This window comes from Paenibacillus sp. FSL R5-0473 (assembly GCF_038004565.1).
In the GTDB taxonomy this organism is placed as follows: Bacteria; Bacillota; Bacilli; order Paenibacillales; family Paenibacillaceae; genus Paenibacillus; species Paenibacillus amylolyticus.
Genome location: NZ_JBBORL010000001.1, coordinates 4,376,130 through 4,392,113, shown reverse-complemented (window position 1 = coordinate 4,392,113; position 15,984 = coordinate 4,376,130). Strand labels below are relative to the sequence as shown.

The following is a 15,984-nucleotide window of genomic DNA, read 5'->3' as shown; positions in this document are numbered from 1 at the left end:
TCTCTTTTGAAAGTGCAAACCGGGATGAATAACATTTTGAATCCATTTTATATCGCCTTTAGATGCTTGCGCTGTATAGCCGGGGCACATATAGAACGCAGTTTGCTGTTCTCCATATGTAGATTCACCCTGAGTATTTAAATGATTTATAAAATGGATTCACACACTGATTTAACGGGGGGGATACCATGTCCAATGTAACGGTGAAAGAACTAACAGCCAAGCAAGCTGACCGCGGGGTCAAAAGCTCGGTGTTTACATTAAAGCTGCTGCAACGTATTGTGATGATTCTGATCGGTGCTGCACTAATGGCTGTATCGCTTGAAGTGTTTCTCGTACCGAATGGTGTTATTGATGGTGGGATTACGGGGATTTCAATTATGGTGTCAGAACTTACACATCTGCCACTCGGAGTGTTCCTGACCTTGCTCAACTTGCCTTTCCTGATTCTGGGTTACAAGCAGATTGGTAAAACATTTGCGTTATCCACGCTGCTGGGGATCGTGGTCATGTCCATCGGGACATCATTATTGCACCATGTGCCTGCATTAACACCAGGGGAGCCTTTGCTCGGAGCTGTATTTGGCGGATTGATCCTGGGTGTGGGTGTTGGACTTGTCATTCGGTCTGGCGGTTCACTGGATGGTACGGAGATTGTGGCGATCTTGCTTAGTGAGAAGTCACCTTTGTCTGTAGGACAGATCGTATTGTTCATTAACGTGTTTATTTTTGCAGGTGCAGGATTTGTATTCGGCTGGCCGAATGCCCTGTATTCCATGATTGCATATTATATTGCGATGAAGATGATTGATATTGTGAATGAAGGACTTGACCAGTCCAAATCGGTATGGATCATTAGTGAGAAATATCGTGATATCGGTTCAGCCCTGACAGACCGTCTTGGTCGTGGTGTAACTTTCCTGGATGGAGAGGGCGGATTCAGCGGGGACGAGAAAAAGATCATTTTTGTCGTGATTACCCGTTTAGAAGAAGCGAAGCTGAAGACCATCGTTGAAGATTGGGACCCGCAAGCCTTTGTGGCTATCGGTAACATTCATGACGTGAAGGGCGGACGTTTCAAGAAAAAAGGTATCCATTAGCGATTGATATATACATGAATGATAATAGCCGACACCCTTGTGATGAGGGAGTCGGCTATTTTTTCTTCAAATGTTTGAGAATGAGCTCTACCGGTTGGGGTTCAACAGCTGCGATTAAATCACCGGTTTGGTTCAAGCGTTCAATAATGTTCATCAGATGGTAATCCTGGATGGAGACGTTACTTCTGACCTCATCCCAGGTAAGGGGTGTAGAGACAGTAGCGCCAGATTTGGCACGTGGTGTATAGGGAGCGGCAAGGGTCTTGCCTCCATAATGCTGGAGATAGTCAAAATAAATGCGGTCTCCACGGTCCTTTTTGAGTCGTTCCAGTGTGAACAGATCCGGGTGCTTCTGAGTGACATATTTGCCTACAAAATAACCAACCTCTCTCAATTCATCAAAGGTTACACCTTGCACAATGGGAACGATGATTTGAACTCCTGTTGCGCCAGAAGTTTTGGGAATGGACCTCAGACCAAGGGAAGTCAGGGTTTCGCCAACGATGAGTGCAGCTTGCATGATCCGCGGTTCATGTTCCTGAGAAGGGTCCAGATCAATCATCCATTCACTGGGCAGATGGCTTCCCACAGTATGCAGAGAAGGATGAAATTCAAGTGCAGCCAGATTACCAAGCCATAACAATTCGGGAAGTCCATTCATGACCACATAGCGGATGCCGTCGTGAACTTCAGTGCGCACATAATCGGGTACAGGCTCAGGGGCATTCTTTTGATAGAAAAATGTTCCTCCAGCGCCGTGGGGATACCTTATCGTGGTGAGAAGTCGATTGCTCGTATACGTGAGCAGATAAGGAGCCAGAGCGGCCAGCTTTTGCAGATAGATGGCTTTGGTAACGCCCGCTTCCGGCCATAAGAGCTTGTCCGGGTTGGTGACCGTCAGCTCAGTGCCTTCTATTATGATGGTTCCCTGGATCTTGGGGGCCATATGGAACACCTCCTATATGCTTAATGAATTATTGAAACATGGGCCGAAACACGAGTGCAGCGAACTCTTCATCATGGAAGAAGCTGGTTCGCCAGGCAATCCTCACGGGTTACATCCGCGAAGGTTTGAATACTGGGATGGCGTAGAGTGTTATGATGAGTCAGCTCCATATATTGCACTTTGACTCCTATTCGCGGTTCCACCCAGGTGGTCTCTGCACTGCGCTCGGGTACATTATGGAACGGTCTGTCCTGCCTGATCAGAGGCTCGACTTGATGTGTGAGTTCCCGCCACGTATTGGAGTTCAATTTGCCAGTCCCGACATGACCAATATAGACAAAATCAGGCCCATCATATACACCGACCGCGACGGCATTCACAATACCGCTCCGGTACGTGACTCCCCCGATCATGGCATATACGTCATGCATGATTTTGACCTTCTGCCAGCGCTGGTCCTTGCCCTGTATGCCATAACTGCTGGTGAGATCCTTGCAGACAATGCCTTCCATCTGATGTTGTCTCATGACCGTAAGCAGGGAAGCGGCATCAAGTGTATTGGTGACCTCCTGAACATGGGGAGCGGTGTTAAGCACCTCGTGCAACAGGCGCTGTCGATCTGCCAAAGGCTGATCCGTCACCCATTTCCCCTCATAGAACAGGATATCAAATACCATATATGTGACCGGAATCTGATGTATGGCTTGGGCGATACCTTCGGGTCTGCTCATCCGATCCCGCCGCAGAACGTGATAAAACGAAGGTTTTCCGGTATCCGGGTCCAGCGCAATAACTTCTCCATCCAAGATATAGGAGGAGCCTGAACACAGATTGCGTGGTGTTACCAGTTCGGGATACTGTGCGGTTCGATCATGTAATCTGCGATTCACCAGGCGCAGCTCATGCCCATCCTCATAGGCAAGCATGCGGACTCCATCCCACTTGACCTGGGCAATCCATTGCGGCCCTGTGGGCAAAGTATCTCTGGATATGGGTTCGAACGGAATCAGCGGTTTGAACATGGGGAACTCCTCTCTCGTACACCAATTAGCTCAGGTTAATTGGGAATTTTACTATATTTTTTGAAGCGGGACTTCATATGATGCACCAGAATGAGCAGTAATGGAAGTGCTATACCACAGGTCAGATCCCAATCAATCCAATAGGGAATAACGACCTTGAGATAAAAGTTCTCGTTTGGAGAGATTAGAATTGACATGGCGAGAATAAGCATGGCACCCGGCAGGATCAGAGAACGGTGACTGGACAAGCGAAACAGATGAGCGATGCCCAGGACAAAACCGTAGAAGAACAGAGCGGCTTTGAAGAAAACTGCAATAATCCAGACCGATGCTATGAAAGCTTCGATGCGTTGCATAAAGTTTCCGATATTGATCTTCTGTGAAAGGTTGAATGAAGCGAACCAGTGATGCTGGGTCATCCATGGTCCCATAACGAGCAGACACATACTTAGCGTCAGTGTGAGTAACAATCCGCCAATCATCCCTGCTAACAGAATGTCCTTCTCCAGATGGGGCTCATTTTTAGTGTAGGGAAAAAACATCATGAAGATGCATAGCTCACAGTAGGGATAGGTGAGTACAGCAACAAAACCTTTGAATGGATCAAGAAACCCTTGTGCCAGCACAGGTTGGATGTTGGCCAAACGTACATGGGGGATTAGACACACCGTCAGAATAAGCAGAAACAACACGATCAGAGGAAGAAAGACCTCAGCAGTTTTACCAATGCTCTCCAGACCCGACAGAAGTCCCCAGACAAGCGCACACATAAAAACCAAATGCAGAATCAGTAATGGAGATTCCGGCAAGATCTGAGTAGACATAAAATCGCCAATCTCCCTAATGAACGTTGAGGTACTGATCAGGAAATAAAAGAGATAAAAAGAGCCAAACAAGGTTCCGATCCAGGGTCCCAGAGTTCGAAGGGCATTTTGAATCAGATTTAACCGGGGATGCAGTTTGTAGGCAACTAGCATAATGAAGAGTAATCCCAAGCCCCCTGCGACTCCCAATAAGGCTGATAACCAGGCATCCTGATGAGCGTAGGATGTGATCATGGAAGGGAAGACCAGAATCTGCTCCCCAATTGTGCACAGGAACATGAGTGAAGCGAGCTGTCTAACAGTCAAACGTCCCTTTTCGATCATGAGGTATCTCCTTAACATATCTTGTCTATGTATTGGTTAGAATGCACCAATTGTGTCACTTTTATAAAAGCCAACTCAAAAAGCCCGGGTAACTGATCTCTCTGTGATGTAGAGAAATCAGTTACCCGGGCTTATTAAAATGAGGTTAAGCAAACATATTGTAACGCCTAAACTAAATCAGTTCGCAGTTGTCAGACGTATACGAATATTTTGTGGGTCTACCGTAAACCAGGTACCCTCCACTTGGGTAACGACTGCACCGGATTGACGCAATTGCTCAAGTGCCTGATCCAATTGTTCCTGTGTGGCGTACACAATGGTGAAGTAGTCAATTCCTGTAGCGTTATCTGGATTAACAGGTGCGTTCACTCCCGCCCAGATATTAAGTCCCAGATGATGATGATAGCCACCTGCGGATACAAATAGTGCTGACATGTTGGCGAAGTTACCCACGATATCAAAACCGAGTATGCCGGTGTAATAGTTGCGTGCTTCTTCCAGGCTCCGGACGTGGAAATGTACATGACCAATAACGGTGCCAGTAGGCAGACCCTGCCAAGGTTCATTCTCCGAGATGGCAAACAGGCTTTCCACATCAACAGGATCACTTGCCATCACGTAGTTATTGTCGCTATCCCGTTTCCAGGTATCACGTGCACGGTCGGCATAGATCTCAATCCCGTTCTGATCGGGATCGGAGATATAGAAGGCTTCGCTGACCAAGTGATCGCCTTGGCCGATATCGATGCCGGATGCAGCCAGATTACGAAGAGCAAGACCCAGGGACTTGCGGTCAGGCAGCAGGATGGCGAAATGATACAAGCCAGCGTGTGAGCGTTCCGGCAGGGTAATTCCATCCGTGAGCTCTTCCAATCGCAGCAGGGACTGTTTTCCGTCGGCTGTCAACGTGGCCACTTTGCCACTACGCTCCAGTAATTTTAATCCAACCACTTCGGTATAGAACTTAATTGAACGGTCTAGGTTCATAATTCGCAGACTCACTTCACCCAGATGGGTTGTGGCAGGGATTTGATACGTTGTATTCATGATTGTTTCCTCCTGTTAATAGATAATATGGGTTCTCGTTTGATTGTGTATATGCGTTGAAAACGGATTATTTAATTGCATACTGTTGAAGTAGAATTACAGGGTGACTGTATATTCATAAATAAGTTACTTTTCATAAGTTAATATAAAATATAAATCAGCTTTCGTCAATCGTATTTTACGATTAAAACTGGAGTTTTAGTGGAATGAATTGTTCCAATAGTTCTGTAAAACAAAAAAATCCGACTGTAAAGCCGGACTTGAGTTGAACGCATTACACAAGCATATAACGGAATCGGTCTTGCCTTAGCGACATTCAAACTTTTGGTTTGGTTGTCGCCTTTTTTCTTTTGGCTGGTGCAGCAGGTGTATCGGATTCTCCTCCGGCAACCGCTTGAGCAGGCGTTTTTCGCGGTGCACGTTTCTTAGGCTTGGCCGTTATTGTCCCAGGGTCAACCGGAATAGGCTTCACGGCCTCGATACTTGCCTGCAAGGCAGCCATCAAATCCATCACATTAGCTTCAGGTTTGGCTGGAGCAATTTTGATTTCTTCGCCTGCTACTTTGTGCTGAATAAGATCCAGCAGTTTACTGCGATAGTCATCGGTGTATTTACCGGGTTCAAAAGGTGTGGACAATTGATCAATCAGCAACTTTGCCATCGTGAGTTCCTTTTCATTCACGTTCTGCACTTCCGGCAAGTTGGGCACCTGGGAGACAGGACGAATCTCGTCCGGATAGAAAATCGTCTCCATGGAGAGGCAATCTTCCAGCACGCGTATGGCAGCCAGGCTGCTCTTCGAGCGAATGGAGATTTTGGCGATGCCAATTTTGCCGGTATCCCGCATGGCGTTCATCAAGAGCTGGTAGGCATTTCCACCAGCCTGATCGGGCGATAGGTAATATGTTTTCTGGAAATAGATCGGGTCAATCTCGGTCAAGTCGACAAAATCCAGTATGGTAATGGTTTTGCTGGAGGAATCATTTAACGCTTCCAATTCATCTTTCTCGAAGAGTACAAACTTTCCTTTTTCATATTCATAACCTTTGGTGATCTCTTCCCACTTCACGTCCACTTCACAGGAGGGACATTGACGAACATAAGCGAGCGGGCTGCCGCAGACTTTATGGATATAGCGCATGGAGATGTCTTTGTCTTCGGTAGCCGAGAACATTTTGACAGGGACATGCACAAGGCCAAAACTGATTGCACCTTTCCAGACGGTATGCATAGGTCGGCTCCTTTCAAAAGGTTGTTCAAAAATTTCCGCTTTTGATTACGAATCACCGGACTTTTTGAACACGGATTTATATTTAATAGTATGGGCATCTGGCGCGAGGGATAATCGTCTTGTAGACGAACGAATTCGTATGGTTCGGCGAGACTCGGGGATGATAACAGAAACATGCTTGGGATTCCGACAGGAAGACGAGCATGGGATTAGGTAGTTATTCTCGCAGCACATATGCCGGGAGGTGCAATATTGAAGAATAGACGTGATGAGGAAGAAGCACACAAGCATGCATTTTCTCCGTATCCTCTTGCCAAAGCCGAAAGTGCTGAAGAATTCTATACACCTGCTACAGCTGTAAACTGGGAAGCGGTCACTTCGGAAGAATTGCCCCTTGATCGGGAGTCGTTCATGCTCGACATTGACCGGATGGTGAATGAAGGGTTAGGCGGGGGACAGGTTACGGAAGATAACGGTTATATTGGTGAAAGTACAACAGATAGCATGGTTCGAGAGTCACATGATGATCCGGAAGGGGAGTATGAATAAGATGATGAATGCAAAGCGCGCCAAAGCGATCTATGATTCGAAGGATACCATTGCCGTTACGCTGGAGGGAGATCCAGTCTGGATCGAGAATGTGGATGAAGCCAATGGTATGGCAACCGTTCAGGTTGGCAGCAGGCCGGGAAATACCCAGACGGTTCGTGTGGATCGCTTGGAGGAGTAGATACAAGTAGCATATCGTTATTGAGGCATTCGAGAATGAATAAAAGCTGAAATATATGTATAACACGGCCGGTACCGGGAGGTGCCGGTTTTTTGGTTTTTCCTAATAGGTGTCTGAAACTTCGAAGGAAGCGAGTTTTGAGACATGTCTAATAATGCACGTTATATTTCCGCTCGCCTCCTTGGATGTTGCGGGGGAAGAAAGGGACCGATATAATAAGGTTCAAAGTGAACTCAGGCGGCTGGACCGCCAAAGGTGGGGCGAATATTGAATCAGACGCACGAGCAGTGGGTGTATCAATCCCATGGCATTGCAGATACAGAAGCACTCGCTTCCGCACTCGCCAGTCAGGCAAACGCCGGCATGGTGATTGCTTTGGATGGTGATCTGGGCGCGGGAAAAACGGCATTTTCACAGAAATTTGCCTGGCATTTGGGTGTACGTGATGTGGTAAGCAGTCCCACATTCACGCTAATTAAGGAGTACGAAGGGCGTTTGCCTTTATATCACATGGATGTATATCGCATATCGCTGGAAGAAGCGGATGAGCTTGGACTTGATGAATATTTCTATGGAGCCGGAGTCAGTCTGGTGGAGTGGTCGAGTATCATTCCCGAATTGCTGCCGCAAGAGCATTTGCATGTGCAGATTGAAACAACGGGCCTGGAGGATCGAACGATTACACTGGATGGGTACGGCGAGACTTATGCAGCCATATGCCGACAGTTCAGACAGAATGGAGTCAAATGATGATGGAAGATTTACAAAAAGAGCCGCGTCAGCGGTTTTTGGCGTTGGATACATCCACCGCAGTGATGGCAGCTGCGATGATGGAAGATCATGCGCTTCTGGAAGAACGCAATGAACGGGCTGAGCGTAACCATTCGGTACACGTCGTACCGGTGATGGAGCAGCTGCTGGCCGCCAGCAACACACAGCCTGGGCAACTTGACGGCATTGCCGTTGGCGTTGGCCCAGGCTCGTACACGGGCATCCGCATTGCGGTGACCGCGGCGAAGACACTGGCCTGGGCGTGGGACATCCCCGTAGCCGGGGTGTCCAGCCTTCAGGCCATCGCCTGGGGCGGCTGGCACAGCGGCCTCGCCGCCAAGGCAGAAGCTGCGGCAGAAGATGCCGCAGCAGGGGCTGGCGGAACGCCATCCGCGGACCAGGGCAGCACAGGTGCTGCCCCTGTCCACTGGATCGTTCCGCTTGTGGATGCACGGCGCGGTCAAGCGTGCACCGCGCTGTTTGCCTCCGCCGGGAGCGATGCGCCCCGGCGTCTGGCGCCTGATGCCATCCGCAAGATGGACGGATGGCTGGAAGCCCTCGCCGCCCGCATGGCGGAGGCGGCGCCGGAAGAGCGGCCCGCAGCCGTCTGGATCGTCGGCGAGACGGGCCCTCATGCTGCGGCAGCGGCGGAGCTTCGCTGCCCCGCAGGAACGGCGCTCCAGCTCGTACCTTATGAGCTGGAAGGCCGCTGGGTTGGGCGCCTTGGCGCCGCCGCGCTGCTTGCAGGTCAGCGTGATGACGTGCATGCGCTGGTGCCAAACTACACCCAGTTGTCTGAAGCGGAAGCCAATCTGCTGCGCAAAGGCTGAAGGGGGAGGGGAAGCAGATGGACAATGTGGCGAATAATAAGCAGGAAGCAACGCTTCAGTTCAGGTTCATGACACTCGCGGATATTCCCGATGTGATGGAGATTGAACATGAGGCCTTTACCCTGCCCTGGACGGAAGAAGCATTTCAAAATGAATTGACACACAATCATTTTGCTAAATATATGGTGATGGAATTAGAAGGAAAAGCCATCGGCTATGCAGGTATGTGGACAATCATGGATGAAGCCCATATTACCAATATTGCAGTCAGAGGCGCGTACCGTGGACGCAAGCTTGGCGAAAAGTTACTGGATGAATTAATGAGCACAGCGGCTTATCTCGGGATGGAACGAATGACGCTGGAGGTCAGAGTCTCGAACAGCATTGCTCAGCGTTTATATCAGAAAAAAGGGTTTGAATCGGCGGGTCTTCGTAAAGGGTATTACTCCGATAATGGGGAAGATGCGATGATTATGTGGGCGAACTTGCCGTCTGCAGGCCGGAGCGGCGAAGAGGAAGGAAGCGTACTGGATTCATGAACGAACTTAATGAAAAAATAAATTCTGCACCATCCTATATTTTAGCGGTGGAGACAAGCTGTGATGAAACATCGGTAGCAGTAGTCAAAGATGGACGGGAAGTGCTGTCCAATCTGATCTCAAGTCAGATCGAGACCCATAAGGCATTTGGTGGTGTTGTACCTGAAGTGGCTTCACGCAAACACGTTGAAGTCATTACGTTGATGCTGGAACAGGCGATCGAACAGTCCGGCATTCGTCCACGTGATCTAAGTGCAATCGCCGTGACGCAAGGTCCGGGGCTGGTCGGAGCACTGCTGGTGGGTATCGTTGCGGCCAAAACGATGGCGATGGCACTGGGCAAACCGCTCATTGGCACACATCATATTGCCGGGCATATCTATGCCAACCGACTTACTCATGAACTGCAATATCCAGCGATGGCACTGGTCGTATCTGGTGGACATACAGAACTCGTGCATATGGAATCCGAGGGTAAGTTCAAACTGATTGGTCGTACACGTGATGATGCCGTAGGCGAAGCGTATGACAAAGTAGCACGTGCACTGGGTTGTCCTTATCCGGGAGGCCCGCATGTGGACCGGATGGCGTCTGAAGCGGAGGATGTAGTGCCATTACCACGGGTATGGCTGGAAGCAGGTTCGTACGATTTCAGTCTCAGTGGTCTGAAGTCTGCTGTACTGAATGTGCTCAACCAGGCCAAAATGCGCGGAGAAACCTTGGAGCCGTCTGCGGTTGCACGTGGTTTCCAGGAAGCTGTTGTTGAAGTACTGGTGGAGAAAGCCGTTAGAGCAGTTCGTGAATATGGTTCACGTCAACTGTTATTATGCGGTGGTGTTGCAGCTAACCGGGGGTTACGCTCGGCATTACAGGAGCGATGCACGAAGGAAGGGCTTGAACTGTTAATCCCGCCAATGGAATATTGTACGGATAATGCGGCCATGATAGGAGCAGCTGCGTATCTGAAATGGCAGCGGGGAGAAATTGCTGAATTTGATGCGAAGGCAGATCCGGGACTTTCTCTGGAGGAATGGTCCGTTCAGTCCTTATAGAGGTTGTTCAAAAAGCCCGCTTTTGATTACGAATGATGCCTAGCGGCATCATCAGCATCGAATATGGGATTCAGCCGAAATGTCCGTTGCTCACGTAGTTTTGACTACGCTCCGCTACTCCATTTCTAGCTTCATCCCATCTTCTCGGTACTGAAAACCGATCTTTTTGAACACGCACTTATAGTTTATATAAACAGGCAGTTTGAGATTAAGAGTTGACAGCAGGGATGTAAAGAATGTATATTTAGTTACAAATTTAAACAGGAATTCAGATTCCTGAACTGATAAACGCGATGAACAGGAATAGTAAGGTCATTCCCGGTATTAGAGAGCTGCGGTATGGTGCAACGCAGTCGAAGGAAACCTGAAACTCACCTGGAAGCGGAACGATGGAACACGGTGACTCCCCGGGAGAATCCGAAGGCCGATCATGGCCCAAAGTACATGGTTACGGGTTGCCTCCGTGAATGGGCCGTTGTCGGTAGGACCGTTATTACAAGGATCGACTGACGATAACTGAGGGGGTTTTCAGGCTGCTTCAAGTGATCCGGATATGCGAAAGCATTCAGGGGTTGTCTTGAATGAACAGGAAGGAAGTCAACAAGAGTGGTACCGCGAAGGTGAACAGCCTGTCGTCTCTTGCATTATTGCATGAGGTGGCAGGCTTTTTTGATTTTCAAAATAAGGATGAATGAAGTTAGGTCATATTATAAATGTGATGAACGGGAGCAGTAGAACGAGAAAGCGCTCAGAGAGCTGCGGGGTGGTGCGACGCAGTGGCTGGAATCCTTCGAATCTCGCCCGGGAACGGAGTTGTGGAAGCGTGGGGACGATATCAATCGCCCAGTTGTCCTGATGGACAACAACATGTGTTACACAGCAACGGTTAACCCCCGTTATAGGGTGTTTCTCCGAATTCCAGTGGTGTCGTGCGTGTACGTACATCCAGCGAATCGGAGACGACGAGGTGGATGGAGTCCGGCGCAAGCCTGGCCCATCAAGCGAGAGTGGTACCGCGGAGGGGATAATAACCCGCCGTCTCTTATATGAGATGGCGGGTTATTTGTGTTTGCTGCCGGCAGCAGGGTGGGCATGGGAAGAACCATATGGAGATTAAAAAATCAGAAGGTCAGGGTGTAAGTCGACGTACACTCTGTCATGAAGGTAAGCAGGATATACAACGAACGAGTAACGAACATTGAACAACAAGTACAGGCACGAAACATTCAACAGGTATTACTGATCACCAAGGACTAAGCTACAAACAACATACGCGTTTACAAACAAAACATATAACACAACAGGGACAGCGATCCGCGGGTGTTCTGTGGCACGTGGATCGTAACGAAAATATTTATAAAAATTTGATGGAGGTTGATGGATATGACAACAACTAATAACAAACGCATGATTGAAATTTTTGATACAACGCTGCGTGATGGAGAACAGGCACCGGGAGCAAGTCTGCAGCCCGAGCAAAAGATTGAACTGGCACACCAACTGGCTTCTCTGGGTATCGACGTCATTGAGCCTGGATTCCCGATCTCCAGTCCAGGTGAGTTCGCGGCGGTTCAGGCGATTTCGAGACAGTTGCAGAACGTGGAGATCTGTGGATTCGCGCGTGCGGTCAAAGGTGATATCGATGCAGCTGTTCAAGCAACAGCGGATGCAGCACGTCGCCGAATTCACCTGTTTATCTCTTCTTCGGATATTCATATTGAGCATCAACTACGCCGTCCGCGCAGTGAAGTGGTGGCTACCGCTCGTGAGATGGTATCTTATGCACGCCAGTTCACGGACATCGTAGAGTTCACAGCGATGGACGCTGCCCGTACCAAGATGGACGATCTGATTGAAATGGTTGAAGTCGCCATTGAAGCTGGAGCGACCATTATTAATCTGCCGGATACGGTCGGATATGCCCTGCCACATGAGTATGGCGAGATGTTCCGACGGGTGCGTGAGGGTGCAAGAGGTGGCGATCAGGTTCGTTATAGTGCTCACTGTCACAATGATCTGGGCCTGGCCGTAGCTAATAGTTTGGCTGCGATTGCGAATGGTGCTTCTCAGATTGAAGTGACCATTAATGGTATCGGAGAACGGACAGGGAACTGTGCACTGGAAGAGCTGATTATGGCGCTGGAGACTCGGGGAGACGCAATTGGTGCAACGACGAACATTAAGCTGAATCAGCTGTATGAGACTTCACGTCAGATTAGCCGTGCGATGCACTTCCCGATTGCGTACAACAAACCAGTGGTGGGACGTAATGCATTCCAGCATGAATCCGGAATCCATCAGGATGGTCTGCTGAAGAATCGGAACACTTATGAGATTATGGACCCAGAAGCGCTGGGTATCCCACGCAGCATGATTATTCTGGGCAAACACTCCGGTCGTCACGCCCTGAAGGATCGGGTTCGCAAATACGGTTTTGAGCCGGATGAGCAACAGATGGAGCAATTGTATGAGGTGTTCAAAGAAACCGCAGACCAGCAAAAAGTGGTCAGTGACGACCAGTTATTACAGATGGTTAGCCAGACCATGAATATTCCTGCACAGGATTATGAACTGGTTGAATTGCAGGTGACGGCCGGCAGCATGACGGATCGAATGGCCGCCGTTCGCATTCGCACAAGCGCTGGAGAACAATCTTACTCTGCTGTTGGCGGTGGACCCGTGGATGCAACCATCCGTGCGATTGGTCAGAGCATTTCCGATGATATTGCATTTGTAGATATGGAGATGCATGCCTTGAGTGGTGGAGAGGGTGCAAGTGCAGAAGCTGTAGTTACCGTGGAGCGTGCAGGACGTCAGTTCCGGGGAACAGCAACACATAATGATATCGTCATGGCTGCCGGTTTGGCTTATGTAGCGGCTTGTAATGCTGCTGGGCTGAAGGCCGAGTCTTCCGAACATCATGAACAAGAAGCACATGCGTAAAACATCTTTTGCCAGATCGCATCTACAGCGGCAATAGTAGCAATTGCAATTCGGTGTAAATATGCATGGTATATAGTAAATAAATGACAGGCAGGCCTTGAACGACAAAGGTCTGCTTTTGTCTTATTATGGAGGTACATTGAGGAGTGGAATGATGCATTTGTCAAGGTGTTATTATAGTTATCCACATATCCAGTGTAATTTGTGGGTAACTATCCCAAAGCCAAACCAGCATAGTTTTCGAAACGAAAAGGGTTTAGGGGATAGAATGACTCCTTACTATCCACAAAGTTGTGGATAAAGTGGATAACTTGGTGGATAAATATGGTTTTTATGTGCAAAAGGCTATTCTACCGCTGTATAATTAAGCTTATTAATGTGCTTGCTATCTTGCTTTCTTGTGGATAAGTGGGAGGGACAGGGGGGTAAAAATATTTCTCTTCATTCGAGTAAATTTGACAAAAGTCAAAACAGCTCCCCTAACCTCCGTATGTTAGAGTTCAATCTCAAGGAACATAAAGAAGATAAGGTGCATAGCTTTAATACGCATCCTCAACAAACAAAAAGCTGATCCCAATAAGGAATCAGCCGGTGGTACAACTATAATTGTATGACGCTATCAAGCCATGGCCTGAGTCTGTACTATTCGTACTATTCCATAGCTAGTTCTTCCCAGTCCTCGTAGGCTTTGGTGAGTTCTGCTTTGTGTTCCTCCGATTGTTGCTGGAGTTCTTGCAGCTTCATATAATCCTGATAGATTTCAGGCAGAGCCATCTGTGCCTCAAGTTCGGTAATCTTTGTTTCCAACTCTGCAATCTGTTGTTCCAGAGCTTCCTGCTTGCGTTGTCGGTTGCGCTCTTCACGCTTCGCCTGTTTTTCCGCTTCGAATGAAGCCGCTCCGGATTTTTCGGTTGTGGCTGTGTTCAGATCGGATTTGGACGAGTTCTTGGACGAAGCCTGACGTGCCTCAGCAGCTTCACGTGCGATGTCCTCAAGCTCCTGTTTTTTCTCCACATAATCATCGTAATTACCGAGATATTGCTCTGTGCCGCCTGGATGAAGTTCAACAATGCGTTCAGCCATTTTGTTGAGGAAGTACCGGTCATGGGAGATGAACAGCAGGGTGCCTTCATAATCCATTAATGCCGCTTCCAGCACTTCTTTGGCAAACAGGTCGAGATGGTTCGTAGGCTCATCCAGAATGAGCATGTTGGCTTCCTTCAGCATCAACTTGGAGAGAGAGACACGTGCCTTCTCACCGCCGCTGAGGGAGGAAATTTTCTTGAGCACATCGTCACCGCTGAACAAAAAGTTCCCCAGTACGGTCCGAATGCGCGCTTCTTCCATCCCGGGATAGGCACTCCACAGTTCTTCCAGAACCGTGTTGGATGGATTGAGCCCAGTCTGTTCCTGATCATAATAGCCAATCTGCACTTTTGTTCCCCATTGGATATCCCCGCTTACCGGACGTAAACTTCCCGTAAGACACTTCAGCATGGTGGATTTACCAATACCGTTTGGTCCAATCAGAGCAACCGTTTCCCCGCGTCGCAGATCGAAGGATACGTTGCGGAACAATGGAGAAGCCTCGTCATAAGCGACAGACAGCTGATCCACTCGAAGCACTTCCTTGCCTGACATAACGGCGGTTTCGAAGGAAAAATGGGCTTTTTTCAGATCTCCCATCGGTTTATCAAGCCGCTCCATTTTGTCGAGAGCCTTGCGGCGACTTTGCGCCCGTTTGGTTGTCGAGGCACGTACAATGTTTTTCTGAACAAAATCTTCCATCTTGGAGATTTCACCCTGTTGTTTCTCATATTGTTTCATCTGAGTCTCATACTCGGCAGCTTTGAGCTCCATATAACGGCTGTAATTGCCCGTATATTTTTTGGAGCGATGACGTTCGATCTCAACGATGGTTGTTACGAGTCGATCAAGGAAGTACCGGTCATGGGATACCACGAGCAGTGCGCCTGAATAACCTCTCAGATAATCTTCCAACCAAGTAAGGGTGGCGATATCGAGATAGTTGGTAGGCTCGTCCAGCATGAGCAGATCGGGTGCCTGAAGCAAAATACGAGCTAGCGCAAGACGTGTCTTCTGCCCGCCACTCAGAGTAGCAATGGGGGTGTCTGGCGAAAATTCGCCGAATCCCATCCCGTGCAGTACGCTGCGAATGCGGGTTTCCATCTCATAACCGCCATGGTCCTTGAACCAGTCGGAGCGTTTCGCATAACGTTCCAGCAGGTCAGCATACTTTTTCTCGTCTTCCATCTGGGCAGGGTCGGCAATATCGCGTTCCATCTGACGCAAATCAGCTTCAGCCTGTGTCAGGTGAGCGAAGACGTTCATCATTTCTTCCCAGATGTTACGGTCGGATTGTAGCCCGCTGTTCTGAGCCAGGTAACCGAGCGTCGTTTCTTTGGACTTGAAAATCTGTCCTCCGTCATAGGACATTTCACCGGCTACAATTTTGAGCAAAGTGGATTTCCCTGCACCGTTTACACCAACGAGGCCGATGCGCTCGCGTTCTAATATTTGTAAGTTCACGCCGTCCAGGATTGGATCGACACCAAAACGTTTGATAATTCCGGATACTTGCAGCAGCATAAAATTAAGTTCCTC

General features: G+C 48.8%; 14 protein-coding genes and 1 other annotated feature. Of the genes, 8 read left to right on the top strand and 6 right to left on the bottom strand.

The window, feature by feature from the left end; genetic code table 11:
* Window positions 1-188: 188 nt before the first annotated feature.
* Window positions 189-1,100, top strand: coding sequence for a YitT family protein (locus MKY28_RS19355; protein ID WP_036668942.1), 912 nt, complete (start codon window positions 189-191; stop codon window positions 1,098-1,100).
* Between the two features lie 55 nt (window positions 1,101-1,155).
* Here the strand turns inward: MKY28_RS19355 and ligD are convergent, their stop codons facing one another.
* The 5 genes from ligD to ku all read right to left on the bottom strand — a co-directional run bounded on the left by ligD (window position 1,156) and on the right by ku (window position 6,494).
* Entirely contained in the window at window positions 1,156-2,046 is an 891-nt protein-coding gene (gene ligD, locus MKY28_RS19350) for a non-homologous end-joining DNA ligase (protein ID WP_076251456.1), read from the bottom strand.
* Between the two features lie 71 nt (window positions 2,047-2,117).
* Window positions 2,118-3,068: an ATP-dependent DNA ligase gene (locus MKY28_RS19345; protein WP_249911535.1), complete on the bottom strand. Its 951-nt coding sequence runs from the start codon at window positions 3,066-3,068 to the stop codon at window positions 2,118-2,120.
* 35 nt (window positions 3,069-3,103) lie between these two features.
* Window positions 3,104-4,216: a GerAB/ArcD/ProY family transporter gene (locus MKY28_RS19340; RefSeq protein ID WP_340936680.1), complete on the bottom strand. Its 1,113-nt coding sequence runs from the start codon at window positions 4,214-4,216 to the stop codon at window positions 3,104-3,106.
* A 177-nt stretch (window positions 4,217-4,393) separates the two neighbouring features.
* Complete coding sequence (locus MKY28_RS19335; RefSeq protein ID WP_339189162.1) at window positions 4,394-5,263, bottom strand: VOC family protein; 870 nt, start codon at window positions 5,261-5,263, stop codon at window positions 4,394-4,396.
* Between the two features lie 316 nt (window positions 5,264-5,579).
* Window positions 5,580-6,494 (bottom strand): non-homologous end joining protein Ku, encoded by a 915-nt coding sequence (ku, locus tag MKY28_RS19330; RefSeq protein WP_340936679.1) that lies wholly within the window; start codon window positions 6,492-6,494, stop codon window positions 5,580-5,582.
* A 252-nt stretch (window positions 6,495-6,746) separates the two neighbouring features.
* On the opposite strand from ku, the gene MKY28_RS19325 reads away from it, so the two are divergent.
* From MKY28_RS19325 to MKY28_RS19295, 7 genes are all read left to right on the top strand, one after another.
* Entirely contained in the window at window positions 6,747-7,043 is a 297-nt protein-coding gene (locus tag MKY28_RS19325) for a hypothetical protein (RefSeq protein WP_076209630.1), read from the top strand.
* Between the two features lie 4 nt (window positions 7,044-7,047).
* Window positions 7,048-7,224, top strand: coding sequence for an H-type small acid-soluble spore protein (locus MKY28_RS19320; RefSeq protein ID WP_340937980.1), 177 nt, complete (start codon window positions 7,048-7,050; stop codon window positions 7,222-7,224).
* A gap of 267 nt (window positions 7,225-7,491) precedes the next feature.
* Complete coding sequence (gene tsaE, locus MKY28_RS19315) at window positions 7,492-7,974, top strand: tRNA (adenosine(37)-N6)-threonylcarbamoyltransferase complex ATPase subunit type 1 TsaE (RefSeq protein ID WP_340936678.1); 483 nt, start codon at window positions 7,492-7,494, stop codon at window positions 7,972-7,974.
* Between the two features lie 2 nt (window positions 7,975-7,976).
* Window positions 7,977-8,825 (top strand): tRNA (adenosine(37)-N6)-threonylcarbamoyltransferase complex dimerization subunit type 1 TsaB, encoded by an 849-nt coding sequence (gene tsaB / locus MKY28_RS19310; RefSeq protein WP_047844159.1) that lies wholly within the window; start codon window positions 7,977-7,979, stop codon window positions 8,823-8,825.
* 17 nt (window positions 8,826-8,842) lie between these two features.
* A complete protein-coding gene (gene rimI / locus MKY28_RS19305) occupies window positions 8,843-9,364 on the top strand; it encodes a ribosomal protein S18-alanine N-acetyltransferase (RefSeq protein WP_036668955.1) in 522 nt (173 codons plus the stop codon).
* Complete coding sequence (tsaD, locus tag MKY28_RS19300) at window positions 9,361-10,416, top strand: tRNA (adenosine(37)-N6)-threonylcarbamoyltransferase complex transferase subunit TsaD (protein WP_036611272.1); 1,056 nt, start codon at window positions 9,361-9,363, stop codon at window positions 10,414-10,416. The genes rimI and tsaD overlap by 4 nt, the downstream gene beginning before the upstream one ends.
* Window positions 10,417-11,125: 709 nt before the next feature.
* Window positions 11,126-11,462 (top strand) — a binding site (T-box leader).
* 337 nt (window positions 11,463-11,799) lie between these two features.
* A complete protein-coding gene (locus MKY28_RS19295; protein WP_340936676.1) occupies window positions 11,800-13,359 on the top strand; it encodes a 2-isopropylmalate synthase in 1,560 nt (519 codons plus the stop codon).
* A gap of 651 nt (window positions 13,360-14,010) precedes the next feature.
* Here MKY28_RS19295 and MKY28_RS19290 read toward each other — a convergent pair.
* Entirely contained in the window at window positions 14,011-15,969 is a 1,959-nt protein-coding gene (locus MKY28_RS19290; RefSeq protein ID WP_340936675.1) for an ABC-F family ATP-binding cassette domain-containing protein, read from the bottom strand.
* Window positions 15,970-15,984: the final 15 nt, after the last annotated feature.